The sequence below is a fragment of the Caulobacter hibisci genome, from assembly GCF_016135805.1.
In the GTDB taxonomy this organism is placed as follows: Bacteria; Pseudomonadota; Alphaproteobacteria; order Caulobacterales; family Caulobacteraceae; genus Caulobacter; species Caulobacter hibisci.
In genome coordinates this window covers 366,576-389,488 of the sequence record NZ_JADWOX010000001.1, presented here as the reverse complement: position 1 = coordinate 389,488, position 22,913 = coordinate 366,576, and the positions used below count along the sequence as shown (strand labels likewise).

At 69.8% G+C, this 22,913-nt stretch carries 18 protein-coding genes; 13 read left to right on the top strand and 5 right to left on the bottom strand.

What is annotated here, in order from left to right; genetic code table 11:
- Positions 1-4 precede the first annotated feature (4 nt).
- Together I4Q42_RS01930 and I4Q42_RS01925 are read right to left on the bottom strand one after the other, a co-directional pair.
- Positions 5-1,027, bottom strand: a complete 1,023-nt coding sequence (locus I4Q42_RS01930; protein WP_198574377.1) for a sensor histidine kinase — start codon at positions 1,025-1,027, stop codon at positions 5-7.
- Positions 1,028-1,099: 72 nt separating this feature from the next.
- Entirely contained in the window at positions 1,100-1,279 is a 180-nt protein-coding gene (locus I4Q42_RS01925) for a hypothetical protein (RefSeq protein WP_198574376.1), read from the bottom strand.
- Between the two features lie 529 nt (positions 1,280-1,808).
- Here I4Q42_RS01925 and I4Q42_RS01920 point away from each other — a divergent pair.
- Entirely contained in the window at positions 1,809-3,446 is a 1,638-nt protein-coding gene (locus I4Q42_RS01920) for a pectate lyase (protein ID WP_198574375.1), read from the top strand.
- 170 nt (positions 3,447-3,616) lie between these two features.
- Here the strand turns inward: I4Q42_RS01920 and I4Q42_RS01915 are convergent, their stop codons facing one another.
- Positions 3,617-5,134, bottom strand: coding sequence for a DUF885 domain-containing protein (locus tag I4Q42_RS01915; RefSeq protein WP_198574374.1), 1,518 nt, complete (start codon positions 5,132-5,134; stop codon positions 3,617-3,619).
- A 191-nt stretch (positions 5,135-5,325) separates the two neighbouring features.
- Here I4Q42_RS01915 and I4Q42_RS01910 point away from each other — a divergent pair, with 191 nt between their 5' ends.
- The gene (locus I4Q42_RS01910) at positions 5,326-7,152 is read left to right on the top strand and encodes a glycoside hydrolase family 9 protein (RefSeq protein ID WP_198574373.1); all 1,827 of its coding nucleotides are present in this window, start codon (positions 5,326-5,328) and stop codon (positions 7,150-7,152) included.
- 75 nt (positions 7,153-7,227) lie between these two features.
- Here I4Q42_RS01910 and efp read toward each other — a convergent pair whose 3' ends face one another.
- Entirely contained in the window at positions 7,228-7,794 is a 567-nt protein-coding gene (gene efp / locus I4Q42_RS01905; RefSeq protein WP_198574372.1) for an elongation factor P, read from the bottom strand.
- Positions 7,795-7,932: 138 nt separating this feature from the next.
- Here efp and epmA point away from each other — a divergent pair, with 138 nt between their 5' ends.
- The 3 genes from epmA to I4Q42_RS01890 all read left to right on the top strand — a co-directional run bounded on the left by epmA (position 7,933) and on the right by I4Q42_RS01890 (position 9,903).
- On the top strand, positions 7,933-8,985 hold the full coding sequence (gene epmA, locus I4Q42_RS01900; protein ID WP_408611027.1) for an EF-P lysine aminoacylase EpmA: 1,053 nt from the start codon (positions 7,933-7,935) through the stop codon (positions 8,983-8,985).
- Positions 8,986-9,004: 19 nt separating this feature from the next.
- Positions 9,005-9,352 (top strand): hypothetical protein, encoded by a 348-nt coding sequence (locus tag I4Q42_RS01895; protein WP_198574371.1) that lies wholly within the window; start codon positions 9,005-9,007, stop codon positions 9,350-9,352.
- A gap of 110 nt (positions 9,353-9,462) precedes the next feature.
- Entirely contained in the window at positions 9,463-9,903 is a 441-nt protein-coding gene (locus I4Q42_RS01890) for a VOC family protein (protein WP_198574370.1), read from the top strand.
- Here the strand turns inward: I4Q42_RS01890 and I4Q42_RS01885 are convergent, their stop codons facing one another.
- On the bottom strand, positions 9,904-10,782 hold the full coding sequence (locus tag I4Q42_RS01885) for a LysR substrate-binding domain-containing protein (protein WP_198574369.1): 879 nt from the start codon (positions 10,780-10,782) through the stop codon (positions 9,904-9,906).
- A gap of 128 nt (positions 10,783-10,910) precedes the next feature.
- On the opposite strand from I4Q42_RS01885, the gene I4Q42_RS26285 reads away from it, so the two are divergent.
- The 8 genes from I4Q42_RS26285 (at position 10,911) to I4Q42_RS01850 (ending at position 22,908) form a co-directional block, all read left to right on the top strand.
- Complete coding sequence (locus tag I4Q42_RS26285; protein WP_269816438.1) at positions 10,911-11,036, top strand: hypothetical protein; 126 nt, start codon at positions 10,911-10,913, stop codon at positions 11,034-11,036.
- Between the two features lie 260 nt (positions 11,037-11,296).
- The gene (locus I4Q42_RS01880; RefSeq protein WP_198574368.1) at positions 11,297-12,337 is read left to right on the top strand and encodes a lysine-2,3-aminomutase-like protein; all 1,041 of its coding nucleotides are present in this window, start codon (positions 11,297-11,299) and stop codon (positions 12,335-12,337) included.
- Between the two features lie 4 nt (positions 12,338-12,341).
- On the top strand, positions 12,342-13,103 hold the full coding sequence (locus tag I4Q42_RS01875) for a pseudouridine synthase (RefSeq protein WP_198574367.1): 762 nt from the start codon (positions 12,342-12,344) through the stop codon (positions 13,101-13,103).
- Between the two features lie 374 nt (positions 13,104-13,477).
- A complete protein-coding gene (locus I4Q42_RS01870) occupies positions 13,478-13,735 on the top strand; it encodes a BA14K family protein (RefSeq protein WP_198574366.1) in 258 nt (85 codons plus the stop codon).
- Between the two features lie 127 nt (positions 13,736-13,862).
- Complete coding sequence (locus tag I4Q42_RS01865; RefSeq protein WP_198574365.1) at positions 13,863-15,164, top strand: efflux RND transporter periplasmic adaptor subunit; 1,302 nt, start codon at positions 13,863-13,865, stop codon at positions 15,162-15,164.
- 15 nt (positions 15,165-15,179) lie between these two features.
- Positions 15,180-18,311, top strand: coding sequence for a multidrug efflux RND transporter permease subunit (locus I4Q42_RS01860; RefSeq protein ID WP_198574364.1), 3,132 nt, complete (start codon positions 15,180-15,182; stop codon positions 18,309-18,311).
- Positions 18,308-21,511: an efflux RND transporter permease subunit gene (locus I4Q42_RS01855; protein WP_198574363.1), complete on the top strand. Its 3,204-nt coding sequence runs from the start codon at positions 18,308-18,310 to the stop codon at positions 21,509-21,511. The genes I4Q42_RS01860 and I4Q42_RS01855 overlap by 4 nt, the downstream gene beginning before the upstream one ends.
- Positions 21,508-22,908 (top strand): efflux transporter outer membrane subunit, encoded by a 1,401-nt coding sequence (locus I4Q42_RS01850; protein ID WP_198574362.1) that lies wholly within the window; start codon positions 21,508-21,510, stop codon positions 22,906-22,908. The genes I4Q42_RS01855 and I4Q42_RS01850 overlap by 4 nt, the downstream gene beginning before the upstream one ends.
- Positions 22,909-22,913 lie beyond the last annotated feature (5 nt).

Genomic DNA, 22,913 nt, shown 5'->3' with positions numbered 1-22,913 from the left:
CGGCTCAGCTCTGCAGCGTCATGAACGAGTCGACCTTGTCCAGCGCGGCCAGCGGCGCGTGGATCCTGCAGACCAGGCCCTCGGGGCGGTAGTCGAGAACCACCTGGCCGTCGAGCTCGCTGGCCAGGGCCAGTTCGATGATCCGCGAGCCGAAGCCGCGCCGGGTGGGCCGGACCACCGGCGGTCCGCCGTACTCGGTCCAGGTGATGGCGATACGCGCGCCGGGCTCGGAAGCCCAGCCGACCTCGACCGAACCGCCGGGAACCGACAGGGCGCCGTACTTCAGGGCGTTGATGGCCAGTTCGTGGAAGGCCAGGGCCATGACCACGGCCGGCTTGGGCGAGACCATCAGGTCGGGGCCGGCGATCGTCGCCGCGTGCTCGCCGCCGAGATACGGCTTCAGCGAACCCTCGACGATCTGGCGCAGGCTGGCGGCGGCCCAGTTCTCGTCGGTCAGCACGTTGTGGGTGGCGGCGATGGCCATCAGCCGGCCCTCGAAGGCCCGCCGCACGGCCGGATCGACCCCGGCGTTGCGCAGCGACTGGGCGGCGATCGACTGGACGATGGCCAGGGTGTTCTTGACCCGGTGATTGAGCTCGTTGACCAGCAGCTGGCGATGGCGCTCGGCCAGCATGGCGGCGGTGACGTCGCGCGAGGCGGCTAGCACCCGCACCACCCGGCCCGCTTCGTCGAGCACCGGCGAGACGGTGGTGTCCCACCAGCGGATATTGCCCCTGGCGGTCGGGCACAGGGCGCGGAAGGCGGCCGAGCCGCCGGCCAGGGCCCCGTTCAGGGCGCTCTCGACGGCGGGGCGGCTTTCGGGCGGCCACAGGTCGGGCCAGTACTGGTTGCGGTTGCGGCCTTCGAAGTCGTCGATCTCGAAGAGCTCGCGGCCGCGGGCGTTCATGTATTCGACGCGGCCGGCGGCGCTGATGACCCGGATGCAGTCCTGGCTGGCTTCCAGCACGCTGTGGAAATAGACCCCCGCGTCGGCCAGCACGCCCATGTCCGCTTGGTCGTCCGCCATTCCCCCTCCATCGCTCGGCAGCGAGAGTTGCGCGAGACCGCGACGCTCGTCAAAGGCGCATGTGAGACGGCCTCAGAACGAGATGCTGGGCGCGTCCTCGGCGCAGGCCTCCATCAGCCCGACCATGGCGGCGGTGACGCGCGAGGTCTGGGCCATGCGGCGAAGGGCTTCGCGGGCGTGGGCGCTGTCGGCGATCTCGGCCTGGCGCTCCAGCCGTTCGGCTTCTTTGAGGTGTTCGTGTTGGCTCGGCATGGGATGATTGTTTACTGGAGATGAACGCCGTTCTCCATGCGACCGCACGACGCAGCTCAGCGAACTTTGTTAGCGCTCACGGGAGCTTAGAGTGCGATTGCACGCGACCGGCGTCACGGCGGTGCGAGGGGCCGGAAATGAAAACACCCCCGGGTCCTTGGGACCCGGGGGTGTCGTCCTGTTCCCCAACAGGACGGCGTCGCCCGCTGCCATCCGGCGCGGCGGCGTCGCCTCATAAACCGATGGTCGTCATTTCGGGGATATCGCGCCTGGAGACAACGTGGCGGCCTGTCACACACGCGCCAGGGGATTTTTCCGGCCGGCTCGCCCAGAGCGTGCTTGCCATTGATGACACCGGTGGACATCATGCCGTCCAACACGCGCCGGGCCAACGGCGGCAAGGACTCGGGACATGGTTCCGATCGGGGAAGGAAACCAAGGCGACGCTTCCTGGAAGCGGGCTTTTCGCGTCTCCGCCCCCGCCGCCTGCGTCCCTGCGCCGCGCCTGGTTTTCCTGGAGTTCGCGTCGATGCCGCTCAGCCCGCTTTCCCGCCGCCGCCTGATGGCGACCACCGCGGCCGCCTTCGCCGCCTCGGCGGGTCTCGCGCCATTCAAGGCCCTGGCCGCCGAGGCGCCGAGCAAGGCCCAGGCGCTGGAGACCATGAAGCGAGCCACGACCTTCATGGTCGACAAGGTCGCCTACCAGGGCGGCTACGTCTGGAGCTACCTGCCCGACTTCTCGCGCCGCTGGGGCGAGATGGAGGCCTATCCGACGATGATCTGGGTGCAGCCGCCCGGCACGGCGACCATGGGCCACCTGTTCCTCGACGCCTATCACGCCACCGGCGACGCCTATTATTACGAGGCCGCCAAGCAGGTCGCAGACGCCCTGATCAAGATCCAGCATCCGGCCGGGGGCTGGAACTATCTGGGCGACCTGGCCGGCGAGAAGTCGATCAAGAAATGGTACGACACCATCGGCAAGAACGGCTGGCGGCTCGAGGAATTCCAGCACTATTACGGCAACGCCACCTTCGACGACGCCGGCACGGCCGAGAGCGCCCAGTTCCTGCTGCGGCTGTATGTGGAAAAGCACGACAAGGCCTTCAAGCCGGCGCTGGACAAGGCCATCGCCTTCGTCCTCAGCAGCCAGTACCCGGTCGGCGGCTGGCCGCAGCGCTTCCCGCTGAAGGACGAGTTCCACCATCACGGCCGGCCCGACTACACCGGCTACATCACCTTCAACGACGACGTGGCCGGCGAGAACCTCGAGTTCCTGATCATGGTCTGGCAAGCCCTGGGCGACCCGCGCGCCCTGCCCGCGATCCACAAGGCCATGGACAGCTTCCTGGCCTGCCAGCAGCCGCAGCCCCAGCCGGGCTGGGGCCTGCAGCACCGGGTCAGCGACCTGAAGCCTGCCGGCGCCCGCACCTATGAGCCCGAAGCCTTCGCCACCCACACCACGGCCGCCAACATCACCGCCTGCATGGGCTTCTACGAACTGACCGGGGATCCGAAGTACCTGGCGCGCCTCTCCGAGGCGCTGGACTGGCTGGAGACCCTGCGCCTGCCCGTGGAACACCAGAAGGGCCGGGCCTTCCCGACCTTCGTCGATATCGGCACGAACAAGCCGCTCTACGTGCACCGCACTGGCAGCAACGTCGTCAACGGCCGCTACTTCGTCGACCAGAACCCCGAGAACACGGTGGCGCACTATTCGTCGTTCCGGGGGATCAACATCCCGGCCCTGCGCAAGCGGCTGGAGACCCTGAAGGCCACGCCGCCCGAGGTGATCAGCAAGGCCTCGCCGCTGAAGGCCGGCCGCCAGGCGCTGCCGAAATACTTCACCCTGAAGGACGTGTCGGTGTCGGACCTCAATGTCGGGGCCCTGAAGGGCGACACGACCGCCAGCGCGCCGGACAAGGTCGCCGGCCTGATCGCGGCGCTGAACGAAGCCGGCTGGTGGCCGACCGAGCTGAAGGCGACGTCCAACCCCTATATCGGCGACGGCTCGGCCACGCCCGCGCCGGGGGATTTCAGCAGGACGCATGTGGGCGACGCGTCGGACACCTCGCCCTATGTGACCGACAAGCCGAAGATCGGGATTTCGACGGGCAGCTACATCGAGAACATGGTGACGCTGCTGAAGTATGTGGGGGCGGGGTGAAGCGCGCCCTTCTCCCCTTGCGGGAGAAGGTGTCGGCGCAGCCGACGGATGAGGGGTCGATAGGCCTGTCCATCGCGAAAAGCGGATAAGCCGGGTGGGGCGTCTCGTGTTTGAGAGACCCCTCATCCGACGGCCTTCGGCCGCCACCTTCTCCCGCAAGGGGAGAAGGGTCAGAGGAGCGCCAACGGCAGCGTCCCGCGATCCAGCACCCGGCTATGGAACTCCCGCAGGGTCCCGCGCCAGCCCTGGCGCAGGCGAGCCAGCTCCAGCCAGTAGAGCCCCTGCCCCGCCGCGGCTCCCGGCGCGATGGCGGCGCGCTCCACTTCCTGGGTGAAGGGGGCAAAGATCACCGGGTCGCCCTGGGTTTCGGCGAGGAAGGCCATGGCCCGCTCCGGGGTCCAGCCTTCCAGGTGAATGCCGAGATCCATGCGGGCGCGGGCGGCGCGGAAAAGGATCCAGTAGAGGCCGCCGATCTCGGCCAGTGGCTCGCCGTCGAAGGCGCCGGTTTCCCAGAAGAGGTGCTCGGCATAGACGGCCCAGCCCTCCATCGCCGCCGGGCAGGCGACGCGCGTGCGGTACGGGTGCGCGCCAGACGCCTCCTCCAGCGGGATCTGCAGCATGTGGCCGGGGATCACCTCGTGGTGGACCACGGCCGGCAGGCTCCAGCTGGGACGGCGGCGAATCTGCTTGAGGTCGAGATAGTAGGCGCCGGGCTTTGAGCCGTCCGCCGAGGGCAGGTCGCGATAGCCTTGGCGGCCGGCGGCCTCGTCGGCGGGCGACATGCGGCGCACCGAGACGGCGTCGACGGCGGCGGGCAGGCCCTTGAAGCTTTGCGGCAGGCGGGCGCGGGCCTTGGCCAGCCACGGCGCCATGTCGGCGACGGCGCGGTCGCGGCCGGCGTCGTCGTCGCTGTAGAGCCAGCGTTCGTCGGCGGCGAGAGCGCGCAGGCGCTCGCCCACCCCGCCGCTCGTCAGGCCCTGGGCCTTCAGCAGGACGTCGGCGCGGGCGTGCAGAGCGCGGATCACGTCGTCCAGCCGGCGCCGGGCCTCGGCCGGCGCGACCGCCGCGCCAAGCTGGGCCTGCAGCATCATGGCGTAATAGGCCTCGCGGTCCTTGAAGCGGACGCCGGCGGCCCTTCCGGCGCGGGGCTTGAGGGTGGACAGGGTCTCGGCCTGCCAGGTCAGCGAGGTGGCGAGCGCCGGCGCCGCGGCGACCTTGCGGGCGACCTCGACAATGGCTGTCTCGAGGCGAGCGATCTGGACATGCGGCAAGATCACGCCCCGCGCGGCGTCATGCTCGATCTGGTCGGTCTCGGCGTCGATGCGCTTGACCAGGGTCGCTTCGGCCTCGGGCTTGCCTACCGCCTCGGCCGCCTTCAGCCAGGCGCCGGCGCGGGTGGTGACGACATAGGGACCGGCCAGGCCCGCGCCGAACGGAAAGCGGCGAACCAGGGCCGCCTCGCCCTCGGCGGCGATCCGCACGGCGTCGTGGTCGATCCGGGCATGCGGCGACAGGGCGGCGGCGTCGATCGCCGCCAGCGCCTTCAGCCGCTCGGCCGCCGTGCCGCCCTTGGCGAAACCGTCGAGCAGAACTTTCAGCGCCGTGTCGGCGTCCGTCTCGCGCGCGGTGGCGGGCCCCGCCGCCAGCCCGGCGGCGGCCAGCAGCATCATCGCCCGACGATCGATCATTTCCCGGCCGCTCCCTTGTCGTTGTTGACCCCTGTCGTAGTGGCAAAGACACCGGTGTCCAGGGGCGTCGGTCGCGGATTTCACGGTCAGAGGGGTGACGGGCGCAGCGCGTGACAACGCTGTCAGACATCGCCTAGAGTGTCGGCGGGGCGCGATAAGACGCCCGGTCCATTCGCGTCCCGGAGGAAGCCTTGCCATCCCGTCCAATCCTCGCCCTGCTGGCCGCCTCCGCCCTCGCCGCCTCCGCCGCCTTCGGCGCCCGGGCCGCCGAGCCCCTGGCGCCGATCCGGCTGAACCAGGTCGGGGTGCTGGCGAACCTCGGCAAGCAGGCGGTGCTGCCCGAGGCTTCGGCGACGCCGCTAGACTGGACACTGGAGGACAAGGTCGGGGGCGTCGTGCTGAGCGGCCAGACCCGCGTGATCGGCCCGGACGCCGCCTCGGGCGAGAGCCTGCACCGGATCGACTTTTCGGCCGCGCCGGTCGGCGACGGCTACCGCCTGAGGGTCGGCGAGCGGGCCAGCCGGCCGTTCGCGGTCGCCGCCCATCCCTATGCCCGGCTGAAGCGCGACGCCCTGGCCTTCTTCTACCAGAACCGCAGCGGCATACCGATCGAGGCCCGGTTCGGCGACGATCCCAAGCTGGCCCGCCCGGCCGGCCACGCGCCCGACAAGGCCACCTGCTTCCACGGCAAGGACGAGCGCGGCCAGGCCTGGGCCGGCTGCGACTACACGCTCGACGCCAGCAAGGGTTGGTACGACGCCGGCGACCAGGGCAAGTACGTGGTCAATGGCGGCATCGCCGTGTGGACGCTGGTGAACTATCACGAGCGGCTCACAGCCCTGGGCCGGCCGGACGCCTTCGGCGACGGGACCCAGCGCATTCCCGAGGCCGGCAACGGCGTCTCCGACCTGCTGGACGAGGCGCGATGGGAGCTGGAGTTCCTGCTGGCCATGCAGGTTCTAGCCGGCACGACCATGGCCCTTCCGGTCGGCCATCAAGGCAAGGGGCCGCTGGCCCTGACGCCGATCGACGCCTCGGGCATGGCGCACCAGAAGCTGACCGACGTCTATTGGACCGGCCTGCCGACCGCGCCGCACGAGGATCCGGCCCCGCGCTTCCTCTACCATCCGACCACGGGCGCGACCCTGAACCTGGCCGCCGTCGCGGCCCAGTGCGCGCGGGTGTGGAAGACGATCGATCCGGCCTTCTCGGCCCGTTGCCTGGGCGTGGCCCGATCGGCCTTCGAGGCGGCGCGGCGCAATCCGGAGATCTACGCCCACAGCCAGTTCACCGGCGGGGGCGGCTATGGCGATCCGGAGCTGTCGGACGAGCTGTTCTGGGCGGCGGCCGAGCTGTGGGCGACCACCGGCGAAGGCTCCTACGGCGAAATCGTGCGGGCCTCGCCGTTCGCGCCGGCCGCGGGCAAGGCCGCCGAGGCGCCGGGCTGGGGCAACACCGCGACGCTGGGAGTGATCAGCCTCGCGCTGTCGGACAAGGTTCCCGCCGAGGTGCGCGACGCCGCCCGCCAGGGGCTGTCGCTCGCCGCCGACCGGTATGTGACCGAGGACGCCCGGTCCGGCTATCGGCTGCCCGACAACGGGACGCGCTATTCCTGGGGGTCGAACGGCGGCCTGATGAATCGGGCCATGGTGCTGGGCCTGGCCCACGACTTCACCGGCAAGCCCACCTATCGCCAGGCCGCGGCCGACGCCATGGACTACGTGCTGGGCCGCAACCCGCTGGACCAGTCCTATGTGACCGGCTGGGGCGCGCGGCCGATGAAGCATCCGCACCACCGGTTCTGGTTCGGCCAGGGCAAGTATCCCGCCCCGCCGCCGGGGGTGATCTCGGGCGGGCCCAACAACACCGCCTTCGGCGACGAGGTCGCCCGCAAGATGCAGGGCCAGTGCGCGCCCCAGACCTGCTGGACCGACGACGTCGGGGCCTTCACCCAGAACGAGGTGGCGGTGAACTGGAACGCGCCGTTCTTCTGGGTGGCGGCGTTCCTGGACGAATAGGCGCCGGCGCAAACAAAAACCCCGGCGGCCTCGCGGTCGCCGGGGTTCTGCAAGCTTCGGATCGCGAAAGGACGATCAGTCCTTGGCGCGTTCCTGATAGCTGTTGTCTTCGGTCAGGATGACCACGCGGGTGCCCACGGCGATGTACGGCGGGACGGTGGTCTTGACGCCGTTGCTGAGCAGGGCCGGCTTGTAGGACGAGCTGGCGGTCTGGCCCTTCACCGACGGTTCGGTGTCGACGACTTCCAGGATCATGGTGCGCGGCAGTTCGATGGCGATCGGCACGTCGTTGTGGGTCGACAGCTGGACCGTCATGTTCTCCTGCAGGTAGGGCGCGGCGTCGCCGATCACTTCCTCGGTGGCCACGAGCTGGTCGTAGGTTTCCGGGTTCATGAAGTGATAGCCGTCGCCGTCCTGGTACAGGAAGGTGTGGTTGCGCTGGTCGACGAAGGCGCGCTCGACCTGCTCGGTGGTGCGGTAGCGTTCCGAAACCTTCACGCCGTCGCTGATGCGGCGCATGTTCAGCTGGGTCACCGGGGTGCCCTTGCCGGGGTGGATGTTGTCGACGGTCAGGACGACATAGAGCTTGCCTTCCATGTCGACGACGGCGCCCTTGCGGAGCGAACTGGCGGCTACCTTCACGTGAGAGTCCTCGAAGATCGGGCGACGGCGCGTTGAGACCGCGCGCGCGTGTATTGCAGATGAATCCGTGTGCCCCTCTATAGCGAACGGGGCTAGATCGCCAGCCCTTCCGTCGTTTCGCCCTTTGCGAGCCCGCCCGTGTCAGCCCCCCCTTATTCTCCCTGGTGGAGCCCGAGCAAGCACCAGGACCGCCGGCCCTTCCTGCTGGCCCGCAACCGGATCACCGCGGCGGTGCGCGACTGGTTCGCTCAGCGCGACTTCCTGGAGATCGACGCGGCCTGCCTTCAGGTCTCGCCCGGCAACGAGGCGCACCTGCACGCCTTCTCGACGGAAGCGATCAGCCTTACCGGCGAGCGCGCGGCCCTGCACCTGCATACCTCGCCGGAATTTGCCTGCAAGAAGCTGTTGGCGGCGGGCGAGCAGCGGATCTTCAGCCTGGGCAAGGTGTGGCGTAACCGCGAGCGCGGGCCGCTGCACCATCCGGAGTTCACCATGCTGGAATGGTACCGGGTCGGGCAGCCCTACGAGACCCTGATGGACGACTGCGCGGCTCTGCTGGCCCTGGCGGCGGAGACGGCGGGGACGAGGCTGTTCTCGTTCCGCGGCCTGGACTGCGATCCCTTCGCCGCGCCCGAGCGGCTGACGGTGGCGGAGGCTTTCACGCGCCATGCCGGCGTCGACCTGCTGGCCAGCCTGGGCGACGGCGGGCAGACCGATCGCGACGCCCTGGCGGCCTCGGCCACGGCGGCGGGGATCCGTGTGTCGGCCGACGACACCTGGGCCGACGTCTTCAGCCGGGTGATCGTCGAGAAGGTCGAGCCGAACCTGGGGATCGGCCGGGCCACTGTGCTGTGCGAATATCCCACGGCCGAGGCGGCCCTGGCGCGACCCAAACCGTCCGATCCACGCGTGGCCGAGCGCTTCGAGCTCTATGCCTGCGGGGTGGAGCTGGCCAACGCCTTCGGCGAACTGACCGACGCGGCCGAGCAGCGCCGGCGGTTCGTGGCCGAGATGGACGAGAAGCAGCGGGTCTACGGCGAGCGCTACCCCATCGACGACGACTTCCTGGCGGCCCTGGAGCACATGCCGCCCGCGGCGGGCTCGGCCCTGGGCTTCGATCGCCTGGTGCTGCTGGCGACCGGCGCGCGGCGCATCGACGAGGTGCTGTGGGTTCCGGTAGCGGAGGTTTGAGGCGATGAAGCGGCTTGCCTTGACCTGCCTCGTCGTCGCGGTCCAGGCCTGCGCGCCCAATGCTCAGGATCAGCGCCGGGCGGCAGCGCGCGAGGCCGCCGCCGCCGCCGGCTTCGCCGACGCCCGGTTCGAGCGCGGCCAGTCGCCGACCTTGCTGAGCCTGTGCGACGTCGGCCAGGTCCGCAAACGGGGCTGGGCCTTCCATTGGCGAACGGAGGCCGCCGAGGGCCTCTACTGCGCCCGCGACGACGGACGGGCCGACACGATCATCCTGCTGGAAGGCTCCCCGCCCTCGGCCCCGGGCGGCGGCGCGCCGATCGAAACGGCCACGCCGCAGGCGCGAAAGCTGGCCCGGACCGTACGCTGATCCCGAGGCCAAGCGATGGCCTTGCGATTTTTGTCGGCGGAATGTCGGTTCCGTCGGCGGCCGCGCGTCCTATTGTCCGGAAAACAGCCGCGGAAAAAGGGAGAGCCGCCATGAAGATCGTCACCAGCCTCAGCTTCAAGGGCGAGTGCCGCCAGGCCTTCGACTTCTACGCCCAGGTGCTGGGCGGCAAGGTCACCGCCGCCATGCCGTTCGGCGACGGCCCGCCGGACATGCCGATCGACGCCAAGTACAAGGACTGGCTGATGCACTGCTGGCTGGAGGTCGGCGATCAGGCCCTGATGGGCGCCGACATGCCGCCCGAGTTCGCCCCCAATATCGACAAGCCCAAGAACGGCTTCGACGTGACCTTCCACTCGGAAGACGCCGCCGAGGCCAAGCGGGTGTTCGACGCCCTGGCCGAGGGCGGCAAGGTGGGCATGCCATTCGCGGCCACCTTCTGGTCGCCGGGCTTCGGCGGCCTGACCGACAGGTTCGGCATCCCGTGGATGATCAACACCGTTCCGGGCGCGGACTGGAAGCCGGGGCAGTAGCTACCCGACTTCTCGCCCCACCTCGGCCAGCAGCCAGTCGCGCACCTTGAGGATCCGCGCCAGCCGGGGCGCGTCGGCGCGCCAGACGACGTGGTGGCCGGTCTCGACCTCGACCTCGCCGGGGAAGGGCCGCACCAGCCGGCCGTCGCGCAGGTCGCGTTCGGACAGGCCTTTACGGGCCAGGGCGACGCCGATCCCCTGCGCGGCCGCGTCGAGCATCACCGAGGTGTCGTCAAAGGCCAGTCCCGTGATCATCTGCGGGGGCTCCAGCCCCATGCCCCGGAACCAGACCGACCAGTGGACGCCGGTGTGGCGCAGCAGCGGCACGGCCTGGAGGTCGGCGGGTTCGCTGATCGGGTTTTTTTCCAGAAAGCCTGGCGAGCAGACGGGAAACAGCCGCTCGCCCAGCAGCGGGATCGACTCCAGCTCGGGCCAGGGGCCGCGCCCGAAGCGCAGGGCGATATCGACGCCGTCGGTGCGCAGGTCGGCCTTGCGGTCCTCGATGCGCAGCTGCAGGTCGGCCTCGCCGGTGTCGGCCGCCAGGCGGGCCAGGCGCGTGACCAGCCAGCGGCTGGCGAAGGCGGCGGTGGCGCTGACCACCAGCGGGCCGTGCTGGGTCTGGCGGGCGCTCTCGACCCCGGCCCGCAGGGTCGACAGGGCCTCGGCCACATGCTCGGCGAGGCGCCGGGCGGTGAGCGTAGGGACCATGCCGTTGCCCTCGCGCTGGAACAGGGTGGCCCCCAGCTCGTCCTCCAGCTTGCGGATCTGCTGGCTGACGGCGCCGTGGGTGACGTGCAGCTCGTCGGCGGCGCGGCTGTAGCTCTGGTGGCGGTAGGCGGCCTCCAGGGCGACCAGGGAGCCGAAGGGCGGCAGGCGCATGGGGAGCAGTCCCGTTAGCTGGACTCACAACCTGGCGGAGAAGCCATCGTTCGTAAAGCACGCCTGAATTTGAGATCGTCTTCCTGCGGCCGGCCTTCCCCACGACCGCATCTAACAGGATCAAGACGATGAAACTGCTGCTTGCCGGCGGCGCCCTTGTGCTCGCCCTGCTCGGCGCGATCGACCTCGCGCCCTCCTCGCCCTTCCGCGCCGAGCCCTGGCCCGGCAGCGTTCCCATCCACAGCCCGCGGTGATCTCACTTCTCTTCCTGTCATTCCCGCCCCCCGGGACCAGCCGAAGGCTGGCCCGAGGGCAGGCCAAGTGGCGGGAACCTCTGGTTCCACCCGCACGTGAAGCGCAAGCGGCGTGCCGAGCACGCCGCCCCACTCGCCCTTGCGGCTGACAGAGGGGTTCCCGCCACAAGGGCGGGAATGACGGGACTGAGGGAGACGCCGAGCCACAATAGCCCCCAGATTTGCCAACCTCGCCCGTTCGGCGCATATCCCCGGCGATCATGATCGCCGCCAAGACCCTTCGCAGCGCCAGCGCCCTGGCCGAGGCCGGACTCGTCGACGCCGAGCGCCTGCCGTCGCTGGAGCGCGTGGCCGCCCAGTACGCGGTGGCCATCACGCCCGACATGGCCCAACTGATCGACGAGGCCGACCCGCTCGACCCGATCGCCCGCCAGTTCGTGGCGACCGAAGCCGAGCTGACCACCCTGCCCGCCGAAAGCGCCGATCCGATCGGCGACTTCGCCCACAGTCCGGTCGAGGGGATCGTCCACCGATACCCCGACCGCGTGCTGCTGAAGCCGACCCACACCTGCGCGGTCTATTGCCGGTTCTGCTTCCGCCGCGAGATGGTCGGGCCAGAAGGCCTTTCCAACCTGTCGCCCGCACAGCTGGACGCCGCCTTCGCCTATATCGCCGCCCGCCCGCAGATCTGGGAGGTGATCGTCACCGGCGGCGATCCGCTGGTGCTGTCGCCGCGCCGCCTGGCCGACCTGATGGACCGGCTGGAGGCCATCGAGCACGTCAAGGTCGTGCGCTTCCACACCCGCATCCCGTCCGTCGATCCGGCGGCGGTGACCCCGGAGCTGGTGGCGGCCCTGAAGCGCGGGAGCAAGGCGGTCTATGTCGCCCTGCACGCCAACCACGCCCGCGAGCTGACGCCCGCCGCCCGAGCGGCCTGCGCGCGGCTGGTGGACGCCGGCGTGCCAATGATCGGCCAGACCGTGCTGCTGAAGGGCGTCAACGACGATCCCGAAAGCCTGGGCGCCCTGATGCGGGCGCTCGTGGAGACCCGGATCAAGCCCTACTACCTGCACCAGGGCGATCTGGCCCCCGGCACCAGCCACCTGCGCACCACCGTCGCGGAAGGCCAGGCGCTGATGAAGGCGATCCGCGGCCGGTTCTCAGGGCTCTGCCAGCCGACCTATGTGCTCGACATCCCCGACGGCCACGGCAAGGTGCCGATCGGCCCGACCTATCTGGACGACGGCGCGGTGGAAGACCCGCGCGGCCAGACCCACGCCTATCCCCCGAAAGCCGACTGATCCCATGGCCTGGACCCGCACCTACGACGAGGCCGAGCCTCAGCGCGTCAACAAGTGGCTGGCCCAGAGCGGGGTCTGCTCGCGCCGGGAGGCCGAGGCCCTGATCGGCCAGGGCCTGGTGACCATCGACGGCGAGGTGGTCGAAGACGCCGGCCGCAAGATCCTGCCCGGCCAGACCCTGGTGCTGAACGACGGCGCCACCGCCCAGCTCGGCGCGGCGATGACGGTGATGATCCACAAGCCGATCGGCATCGTCTCGTCCCAGCCCGAGGGCGAGCAGATCCCGGCCGTGCGCCTGCTGACCCGGGGCGCCCAGTTCGGCCAGCCCGGCCCCATCCCCGGCCGCGACAGCAAGCTGGCCCCGGTGGGCCGGCTGGACATGGACTCGCGCGGCCTTTTGATCCTGTCCGAGGACGGGGTGGTGGCCAAGGCGGTAATCGGTCCGGAATCGACGCTGGAAAAGGAATACCGCGTCCGGGTGCGCGGCGAGCTGACCCGCGAGAAGATCGACTGGCTGCGTCACGGCCTGGAGCTGGACGGCCGCAAGCTGAAGCGCGCCGTCGTCGACCGCCTGGGCCAGGAGACCCTGCGCTTCGTGCTGACCGAGGGCCGCAACCGCCAGATCCGCCGGATGTGCGACCTCGTGGAGCTGGACGTCATCGACCTGTTCCGCCACCGCGTCGGCCCGATCGTGCTGGGCGACCTGCCCGAAGGCCGCTGGCGCCCGCTGACCAACGCCGAGCGCGAGGCGCTGATCCGGGGTTAGAATCCCTCTCTCTTCGAGAGAGGGAGGGGCCCGCCGCGTAGCGGTGGGAGGGTGAGAGGTTTCACCCTCGGCAAGCCTATCCCAATGCCGCCATCAAGCCTCAAGACCGGGCGGCAAGATGTGCGACGAACACCCATGTGTAAGAAGCGCCGGCTGAACGACGGTGCTTCAATCGGTGAGACTGTAACCTCTCACCCTCCCATGGCTTCGCCATGGGCCCCACCCTCTCTCAAAGAGAGAGGGACTATCGTGGCCCCCCTGTACCGAAAGTTTCCGGCCATTTTTGCGCCTTAGACGGACGCCGTTTCAAAGCGGCAACATCGCCGCCATTTCGCGTTGCTAGCCGTGCGGTCCCCCTAAGTTAGGAGACCGACATGAAAGCCGTTCTCGCCGCGCTCGCCCTGAGCGTCGCCGCCGTTTCTTCCCCCGTCCTGGCCCAGCCGCAAGGCGGCCACGACCAGCACGGCGCGCAACCCGCGCCGGCCACCCAGCAGCGTCACGACGCCAAGCCGGGCAAGGAGTCCAAGCAGGACCGCCACGTCCGCGCCTGCAAGGCCAAGTACCGCTCGTACGACGCCAAGCGCGACGCCTTCCGTGGGCCGAACGGCAAATGGATCAAATGCCGCCTCTAGCAGTTTAGCTTGAGCATCGGGTCGCCAAGGTCGGCGACCCGACACTTCGCCTATAGTCCAGCCATGGCCGCCGCACGACGCGCCGGCCCGTCTCCGCCGTCCGCCCGCCCGCGCCCAGAGGCCGTCCATGACCGATCCCCGCCCGTCCCTCCCCGTCCGCAAGCCCAGCCGCCGGTCGCGGATCATCGGCGGCGCCGTCGCGATCGCGGCCCTGGCGGGCGTGGGCGTCCTGGCCTGGACCCTGCTGCACAACGACACCGGCGGCGGCGACATGGGCGGCGGACCGGGTGGTCCCGGCGGCCCGGGCGGCGGCGGCGGTCGGCGCGGCCCGGCCAGCACCGTTGCGGTGGCGACGGCGGCCAAGGCCGACCTGCCGGTGATCATCGAGGCTCTGGGCACGGTGACCCCGGCCGCCACGGTCACGGTCAAGCCGCAGGTCTCGGGCGTCATCACCCAGGTGCTGTTCCGCGAAGGCCAGCTGGTCCAGGCCGGCCAGACCCTGGTGCAGATCGATCCGCGCCCGTTCCAGATGAGCCTGATGGAGGCGCAGGGCAACCTGACCCGCGACGACGCCCAGCTGTCGGTCGCCCAGCTCACCCTGAAGCGCTACCAGACCCTGCTGGCGCAGGACTCCATCGCCCGCCAGGAGGTCGATACCCAGGCCGCCACCGTCAAGCAGCTGGAAGGCACGGTGATGGCCGACCGCGCCGCCGTCGGCACCGCGCGCCTCAACGTCGGCTTCGCCCGCATCGTCGCCCCGGTCAGCGGCCGGGTCGGCCTGCGCGTGGTCGACGTCGGCAACTACATCGCCTCGGGCGACTCCAGCGGCGTGGCGGTGATCACCACCCTGTCGCCGATCGACGTCGAGTTCACCGTGCCGCAGGACGACGTGCCGCGCATCTCGCAGCGGGTGTTCGGCGGCGCGACCCTGCCGGTCACCGTGCTCGACCGCACCCGCGCCAACACCCTGGACCAGGGGACCTTCTCGACCCTCGACAACCTAGTCGACACCGGCACCGGCACGGTGAAGGGCAAGGCCCGCTTCCCCAACACCGGCGGCAAGCTGTTCCCCAGCCAGTTCGTCAATGTCCGCATCCAGCTCGACACCCTGAAGGACGCCATCGTCGTGCCGGCCACGGCCGTGCGCCAGGGCTCGGACGGCTCGTTCGTCTGGAAGCTGAAGAGCGACCAGACCGTCACCAAGACCAAGGTCACCACCGGCCAGGCGACGACGACCCAGGTGGCCGTGACCCAAGGCCTCGCCATCGGCGACAAGGTCATCACCGAGGGCGGCGACCGCCTGACCGAAGGCGGCAAGGTTCAGCTGCCGGGCCAGGTGCAGCGTCAGGGCGCCGGCAAGGGCGGCAAGGGTGAGCGCGGCAAGGGCGGCCCTTCTGGCGGCGGTGAAGGCCGTCGGCGTCCGGAATAGGCCGGAAGCCGCCCCATGAACCCCTCGCGTCCCTTCATCCAGCGGCCGGTCGCCACGGCCCTGTTCATGGCGGCCATCGTCCTGGCCGGCCTGGTCGGCTTCAAGCTGCTGCCGCTGTCGGCCCTGCCGGAGGTGGATTACCCCACCATCCAGGTCCAGACCCTCTATCCCGGGGCCAGCCCCGAGGTGATGAGCCAGACCGTCACCGCCCCGCTGGAAAAGCAGCTGGGCGAGATGTCGGGCCTGACGCGGATGAGCTCGGTCAGCACGGCCGGGGCCAGCATCATCACCCTGCAGTTCGGCCTGGGCGAGACCCTCGACGTCGCCGAGCAGGAAGTGCAGGCGGCGATGAACGCGGCCAATTCGCTGCTGCCGGCCGACCTGCCCGCCCCGCCGACCTACGCCAAGGTCAATCCGGCCGACGCGCCGGTGCTGACCCTGGCGATCACGTCGGACACCCTGCCGCTGACCGAGGTGCAGAACCTGGTCAACACCCGCCTGGCCCAGAAGATCAGCCAGGTCTCTGGCGTGGGCCTGGTCTCGCTCAGCGGCGGCCAGAAGCCGGCCATCCGCATCCAGGCCGACACGCAGGCGATGGCCTCCTATGGTCTGACCCTGTCGAACCTCGAGACCGCGATCAGCAACGCCAACGCCAACAGCGCCAAGGGCAGCTTCGACGGCCCGACCCGCACCTACACGATCAACGCCAACGACCAGCTGCTGAGCGTCGACGACTATCTGAACCTCGTCGTCACCTACAAGAACGAGGCCCCGATCCGCATCCGCGACGTGGCGGGCGTGGTGCAGAGCGCCGAGAACACCCGCCTGGGCGCCTGGGCCGGCAAGACCCCAGCGATCATCGTCAACGTGCAGCGCCAGCCCGGCGCCAACGTCATCCAGACGGTCGACGCCATCAAGGCCAAGCTCCCCGAGCTGCAGGCCGGCCTGCCCGCCACCCTGAAGGTGCAGGTGCTGGCCGACCGCACCACCGGCATCCGCGCCTCGGTCCACCACGTGGAGATGGAGCTGGTGCTGGCCGTGGTGATGGTCGTGCTGGTGATCTTCTTCTTCCTGCACTCGATCCGGGCGACGATCATCGCCAGCCTGGCGGTGCCGATCTCGCTGATCGGCTCGTGCGGGGTGATGTACCTGCTGGGCTTCTCGCTCAACAACCTGTCCCTGATGGCCCTGACCATCGCGACCGGCTTCGTCGTCGACGACGCCATCGTCATGATCGAGAACATCATCCGCCACATGGAGAAGGGCGAGCGGCCGATGCAGGCGGCGCTGAAGGGCGCGCGCGAGATCGGCTTCACGATCATCTCGCTGACCATCTCGCTGATCGCCGTGCTGATCCCGCTGCTGTTCATGGGCGACGTGGTGGGGCGGCTGTTTCGCGAATTCGCCATCACCCTGTCGATCACCATCCTGATCTCGGCCGTGGTGTCGCTGACCCTGACGCCGATGCTGTCGGCCCGCTGGCTGAAGAGCCACGACGAGGAGGAAAAGCCGAACGGGATCGGCCAGAAAAGCCAGCAGCTGTTCGAGAAGATCGAGGCCCGCTACGAGGTCGCCCTGGCCTGGGTCATGGCCCGGCAGAAGGCCACCCTGGTCGTCGCCGTGGCCACCCTGGTGCTGACCGGCCTGCTGTACATGGTCATCCCCAAGGGCCTGTTCCCGACCCAGGACACCGGCCAGCTTCAGGCCCGCACCGAGGTCGAGCAGTCGGTGTCCTACGAGCGCATGGCCGGCCTGCAGCAGCAGGCGGCCGAGGCGATCCTGGCCGACCCGGCGGTCGAGAACGTCGCCTCGTTCATCGGGGTCGACGGCGCCAACAACAGCATGCTCCACACCGGCCAGATGCAGATCAACCTGAAGGCCGACCGTTCCGGCTCGCAGGAGAAGATCATGCAGCGGCTGCGCGAGCGCGTGGCCGGCGTGCCGGGCGTGACCCTCTATCTCCAGCCGACCCAGGACCTGACCATCGACGCCGAGAGCGGCCCGACCCAGTACCGCCTGTCGCTGGAAGGCGCCGACACCGCCACGGTCAAGGAATGGGCCGGCAAGCTGGCGGCCAAGCTCGCCGAAGTGAAGGCCGTTCGCAACGTCTACAGCGACGCCTCGGCCACGGGGTCGGCGGCCTATATCGACATCGACCGCGACACCGCCGCGCGGCTTTCGATCACCGCCTCGGACATCGACGACGCCCTCTACAGCGCGTTCGGCCAGCGGATCGTCTCGACCATCTTCACCGAGACCAACCAGTACCGGGTGATCCTGGAGGCCAAGCCCGGCCTGCTGACCGACCCGACCTCGCTGGGCAACCTGAACCTCAAGACCGGCGGCGGCTCGCCCGCCCCGCTGGCGGCCTTCTCGACCATCAAGGAACAGCAGGCGCCGCTGCAGGTGACCCACGTCGCCCAGTTCCCAGCCACCACCATCGGCTTCGACACCGCCTCGGGCGTGTCTCTGGGCCATGCGGTGGACGAGATCCGCACGGCGATGAAGGCCATCGGCATGCCCTCGTCGGTGACCCACACCTTCCTGGGCGCGGCCGGGGCCTACGAGAACTCGCTGTCCAACCAGCTGTGGCTGATCCTGGCGGCCGTGGTCTGCGTCTACATCGTGCTGGGCGTGCTCTACGAGAGCTACATCCACCCGCTGACCATCCTGTCGACCCTGCCCTCGGCCGGCGTCGGCGCCCTGCTGGCCCTGTGGCTGACGGGCAATGACCTCGGCGTAATCGGGATCATCGGCATCATCCTGCTGATCGGCATCGTCAAGAAGAACGCGATCATGATGATCGACTTCGCCATCGAGGCCGAGCGCAACGAAGGCAAGTCGCCGCAGGACGCCATCTTCCAGGCCGCCATCCTGCGCTTCCGCCCGATCCTGATGACGACGCTGGCGGCCCTGTTCGCCGCCGTGCCCCTGATGCTGGGCTTTGGCGAAGGCGCCGAGCTGCGCCGTCCGCTGGGCATCGCCATCTTCGGCGGACTGCTGGTCAGCCAGCTGCTGACCATGTTCACGACCCCTGTCGTCTATCTCGCCTTCGACCGCCTGGCGCCCAGCGCCCGGGGCCGCCGCGAGGACGGACAGGCCGACGAGGGCCGGGTCGAGCGTCCGCTGCCGGGCCTGCCGTCATGAACCTGTCGGCGCCCTTCATCCGCCGGCCGGTGGCCACGGTCCTCCTGACCGTCGGCCTGGCCATGGCCGGGATCTTCGCCTTCTTCGTGCTGCCGGTCTCGCCCCTGCCGCAGGTGGACTATCCGACCATCTCGGTGTCGGCCAGCCTGTCGGGGGCCAGTCCCGCGACCATGGCCTCCAGCGTCGCCACGCCGCTGGAGCGCCGGCTGGGCACCATCTCGGGCGTCAACGAGATGACCTCGCAGAGCTCGTCGGGCTCGACGCGGGTGACCCTCCAGTTCGACCTCAACCGCAAGATCAACGGGGCCGCCCGCGAGGTGCAGGCCGCCATCAACGCCGCCCGCGCCGACCTGCCCGCGACGCTGAAGAGCAACCCGACCTATCGCAAGATGAACCCGTCGGACGCGCCGGTGATCATCCTGGCCCTGACCTCGGACACCAAGACCCCGGGCCAGATCTACGACGCGGTGTCGAACATCGTCGCCCAGCGGGTCTCGCAGGTGAAGGGCGTCGGCGACGTCGAGATCGGCGGCGGCTCGCTGCCGGCGGTGCGGATCTCGGTCAATCCGTTCCTGCTCAACAAGTACGGCGTCAGCCTGGAGGACGTGCGCGCCTCGATCCAAGCGGCCAACGCCAACCGCCCCAAGGGCGCGGTCGAGGGCGACGGCAAGCGCTTCCAGATCTACACCTCGAGCGGCGGCCGCAAGGCGGCCGACTATGCCGGCCTGCTGGTGGCCTGGCGCGGCGACGCCGGCGTCAAGCTGTCGGACGTGGCCGAGGTCAAGGACAGCGTCGCCGACACCCGCACCCTGGGCCTGTTCAACGGCAAGCCGGCGATCATCGTGCTGATCACCCGCCAGCCCGGCGCCAACATCATCGAGACCGTCGACAGCGTCCGCGCCTCGCTGCCCGAACTGCGCGAGCAGTTGCCCAGCGACATCAAGGTGCAGGTGGCCAGCGACAGCACCAACTCGATCCGCTCGTCGCTGAAGGAGATCGAGATCACCCTGCTGATCTCGATCATCCTGGTGGTGCTGGTGGTCAGCGCCTTCCTGCGCAGCGCCCGGGCGACCTTCATCCCGACGGCGGCGACCATCGTCTCGCTGCTGGGCACCTTCGGCGTGATGTACCTGATGGGCTTCTCGCTGAACAACCTCAGCCTGATGGCCATCACTGTGGCGACCGGCTTCGTCGTCGACGACGCCATCGTCGTGCTGGAGAACACCCAGCGCCACATCGAGGCGGGCATGGACCGCTTCAAGGCCGCCGTGCTGGGCGCGCGCGAGGTCGGCTTCACGGTGCTGTCGATCAGCGTCTCGCTGGTGGCGGTGTTCATCCCGCTGCTGTTCATGGGCGGCCAGGTCGGGCGGCTGTTTCGCGAGTTCGCCGTCACCCTGTCGGCGGCGGTGCTGATCTCGCTGGTCATCAGCCTGACGACCACGCCGATGATGTGCGCCTATCTGCTGAAGCCCCCGCCCGAGGGCCATCGCGAAGGCCCCATCGCGCGCTTCTTCGAGAAGATGTTCGACCGCATCCAGGCCCTCTACGCCCGCTCGCTGGACTGGGCCCTGGCGGCCAAGCCGTTGGTGCTGCTGATCCTGGTCGCGGTGATCGGCATGACCGTCTGGCTCTACATCGCCGTGCCCAAGGGCTTCTTCCCGCAGCAGGACAGCGGCCAGCTGCAGGCCGGCATGCGGGCCGACGAGAGCGTGTCGTCCCAGGCCATGCAGGGCAAGCTGCGGGCGGTCGTCGACATCATCCGCAAGGACCCGGCGGTCGACACCGTGGTCGGCTTTACCGGCGGCAACCGCGCCGGCGGCGGCTTCATGTTCGTCAATCTCAAGCCCGTCGGCGAGCGCAAGGAAAAGGGCAGCGCCGTCATCGCCCGCCTGAAGCCGCAGTTGCAGAAGGTGACGGGCCTGTCGCTGTTCCTGAACCCGGTGCAGGACGTGCGGATGGGCGGCCGGTCGAGCAACTCGACCTACCAGTACACCCTGACCAGCGACTCCAGCGCCTCCCTCAAGGAATGGGCGCCGAAGCTGGCCGAGGCGATGAAGGACCATTCCGACGTCATGACCGACGTCGACAGCGACCAGGCGGAGAACGGGGTGGAGACCCTGGTCACCATCGATCGCGACAGCGCCTCGCGCATGGGCGTCACGCCCCGGGCCGTGGACAACGCGCTGTACAACGCCTTCGGCCAGCGCCAGGTCGCGACCATCTACGAGGACGTCAACCAGTACGGCGTGATCCTGGAGTGGAACCAGAAGTTCGCCCAGGGCCCCGAGGCGCTGAACGATCTCTATGTGCCGACCTCGACCACCGACACCACGACCACGGCCAGCACCAGCGGGGCGTCGGTCAATCCGTCGCTGCGCGACGCCTCGACCGGCTCGACGCTGAACACCTCGGCCACCCCGATGACGCCGCTGACCGCCATCGCCAGCGTCGCCCAGAACGCCACCCCGACCTCGGTCAACCACCAGAACGGCGAGCTGGCGACCACCGTGTCGTTCAACCTGCCCGACGGGGTGTCGCTGTCCCAGGCCCAGGCGGCCATCACCCAGGCCGAGGCCGATATCGGCCTGCCGACCAATGTGCGCGGCAGCTTCCAGGGCAGCGCCCGCAGCTACAACGAACAGATGAAGCAGCAGCCCTATCTGATCGCCGCGGCCCTGGTGGCGATCTACATCGTGCTGGGCATCCTCTATGAGAGCTACGTCCACCCGGTGACCGTGCTGTCGACCCTGCCGGCGGCCGGCGTCGGGGCGGTGCTGGCCCTGCTGATGTTCGGCATGGAGTTCTCGATCATCGCCCTGATCGGGGTGTTCCTGCTGCTGGGCATCGTCAAGAAGAACGCCATCCTGATCATCGACTTCGCCCTGGAGGCCCAGCGGGCCCGGGGGCTGACGGCGATGGAGGCGGTGCGCGAAGCAAGCCTGCTGCGCTTCCGCCCGATCCTGATGACGACGCTGGCGGCGGCCCTCGGCGCCCTGCCCCTGGCCATCGGCTTTGGCGAAGGCGCGGAACTGCGCCGGCCGCTGGGCATCACCATCATCGGCGGCCTGATCGCCAGCCAGCTTCTGACCCTGATCACCACCCCGGTCGTCTACGTCTACATGGACCGCCTGCGCGGCAAGCGGCGCAAGGACGAGCGCGACCTGACCCACATGCCCTCCGCTCCGGAGCCCGCCCAATGACCGCCCGCATCCTGACTTCGCTTCCGCTGCTGGCCCTGGTGGCCGCCTGCTCGACCGCGCCGGCCTATGAGACGCCCAAGCTGGCCTCGCCCACGCCCGCGACCTGGAAGGCGCTGGACGGCTGGAAGGCCGCCAGCCCGTCCGACCACCTCGACCGCGGCGACTGGTGGACCCTGCTGGGCGATCCGCAGCTGGACGCCCTGGCCCAGCGGGTGAAGGTCAACAACCAGACCATCGCCTCGGCCGAGGCCGCCTATCGCCAGGCCCGGGCGCTGGTCAAGGAGCAGCGCGCCTCGCTGTTTCCGACGATCGACCTGTCGGGCTCGGGCACGAAGACCGGCGGCGGCGGCGCGGGCTCCAGCAAGGGCGAGCGCTACCAGGCCGGCATCGGCGCCAGTTGGGAGCCGGACGTCTGGGGCCGCATCCGGGGCGCCGTCAACAGCGCCGGGGCCAGCGCCCAGGCCAGCGCCGCCGACCTGGCCGCCGCCGAGCTGTCGGCCCAGGGCGAGCTGGCCACCAACTATCTGGGCCTGCGCCAGACCGACGCCGAGATCGCCCTGGTCGCCGCCACGGTCGAGGCCTACCAGCGCAGCCTGACCATCACCCAGAACCGCTACGCCGCCGGCATCGCCCCGCGTTCGGACGTGCTGCAGGCCCAGACCACCCTGGCCAACGCCCAGTCGACCCTGGAGGGCCTGGCCCAGACCCGCGCCACCTACGAGAACGCCGTGGCCGTCTTGGTCGGCGAGCCGGCCAGCAGCTTCACGATCGCCGCCGACCCGAACTGGAGCGCCAGGCTGCCGGAGATCCCGGTCGGCCTGCCCTCGGCCCTGCTGGAGCGCCGTCCCGACGTCGCCGCCGCCGAGCGCCGCGTGGCCGCCGCCAACGCCGAGATCGGCGTGGCCCGCGCCGCCTACTTCCCGACCTTCACCCTGTCGGGCGACGGATCGAGCAGCGCGACCAAGCTGGGCGACCTGTTCGCGGCCTCGACCAACACCTGGTCGCTGGGCCTGGCCGCCGCCCAGACCCTGTTCGACGCCGGGGCCCGCAAGGCCCAGGTCGCCCAGGCCCGCGCCTCCTACGACGCGGCGGCCGCCGACTACCGCCAGACGGCGCTGGAGGCCTTCCAGGATGTCGAGAACCAGCTCACTGCGGTGCGGGTGCTGGAGCGCCAGTACGCCCTCTTGCAGACCGCCTCGACCGCCGCCGACCAGACCGAGCAGATGCTGCTGAACCAGTATCGCGCCGGCCAGGTGGCCTATACCGACGTCGTCACTGCCCAGGCCTCGGCCCTGTCGGCCCGGCGCGAGCTGGCCACGGCCCGAGTGTCGCGCCAGGCGGCGGCCGTGGCGCTGGTGCAGGCGCTGGGTGGTGGATGGACGGGGGTGGAGGGGTAGGCTCC

Excerpts from the sequence above, each read along its gene's own strand:
- I4Q42_RS01920 (WP_198574375.1), top strand. The coding sequence starts at position 1,809 with ATGCCGCTCAGCCCGCTTTCCCGCCGCCGCCTGATGGCGACCACCGCG.
- I4Q42_RS01930 (WP_198574377.1), bottom strand. The coding sequence starts at position 1,027 with ATGGCGGACGACCAAGCGGACATGGGCGTGCTGGCCGACGCGGGGGTC.
- I4Q42_RS01870 (WP_198574366.1), top strand. The coding sequence starts at position 13,478 with ATGAAAGCCGTTCTCGCCGCGCTCGCCCTGAGCGTCGCCGCCGTTTCT.
- I4Q42_RS01880 (WP_198574368.1), top strand. The coding sequence starts at position 11,297 with ATGATCGCCGCCAAGACCCTTCGCAGCGCCAGCGCCCTGGCCGAGGCC.
- I4Q42_RS01875 (WP_198574367.1), top strand. The coding sequence starts at position 12,342 with ATGGCCTGGACCCGCACCTACGACGAGGCCGAGCCTCAGCGCGTCAAC.
- I4Q42_RS01915 (WP_198574374.1), bottom strand. The coding sequence starts at position 5,134 with ATGATCGATCGTCGGGCGATGATGCTGCTGGCCGCCGCCGGGCTGGCG.
- I4Q42_RS01860 (WP_198574364.1), top strand. The coding sequence starts at position 15,180 with ATGAACCCCTCGCGTCCCTTCATCCAGCGGCCGGTCGCCACGGCCCTG.
- I4Q42_RS01890 (WP_198574370.1), top strand. The coding sequence starts at position 9,463 with ATGAAGATCGTCACCAGCCTCAGCTTCAAGGGCGAGTGCCGCCAGGCC.
- I4Q42_RS01855 (WP_198574363.1), top strand. The coding sequence starts at position 18,308 with ATGAACCTGTCGGCGCCCTTCATCCGCCGGCCGGTGGCCACGGTCCTC.
- I4Q42_RS26285 (WP_269816438.1), top strand. The coding sequence starts at position 10,911 with ATGAAACTGCTGCTTGCCGGCGGCGCCCTTGTGCTCGCCCTGCTCGGC.
- I4Q42_RS01885 (WP_198574369.1), bottom strand. The coding sequence starts at position 10,782 with ATGCGCCTGCCGCCCTTCGGCTCCCTGGTCGCCCTGGAGGCCGCCTAC.
- I4Q42_RS01925 (WP_198574376.1), bottom strand. The coding sequence starts at position 1,279 with ATGCCGAGCCAACACGAACACCTCAAAGAAGCCGAACGGCTGGAGCGC.
- I4Q42_RS01865 (WP_198574365.1), top strand. The coding sequence starts at position 13,863 with ATGACCGATCCCCGCCCGTCCCTCCCCGTCCGCAAGCCCAGCCGCCGG.
- I4Q42_RS01850 (WP_198574362.1), top strand. The coding sequence starts at position 21,508 with ATGACCGCCCGCATCCTGACTTCGCTTCCGCTGCTGGCCCTGGTGGCC.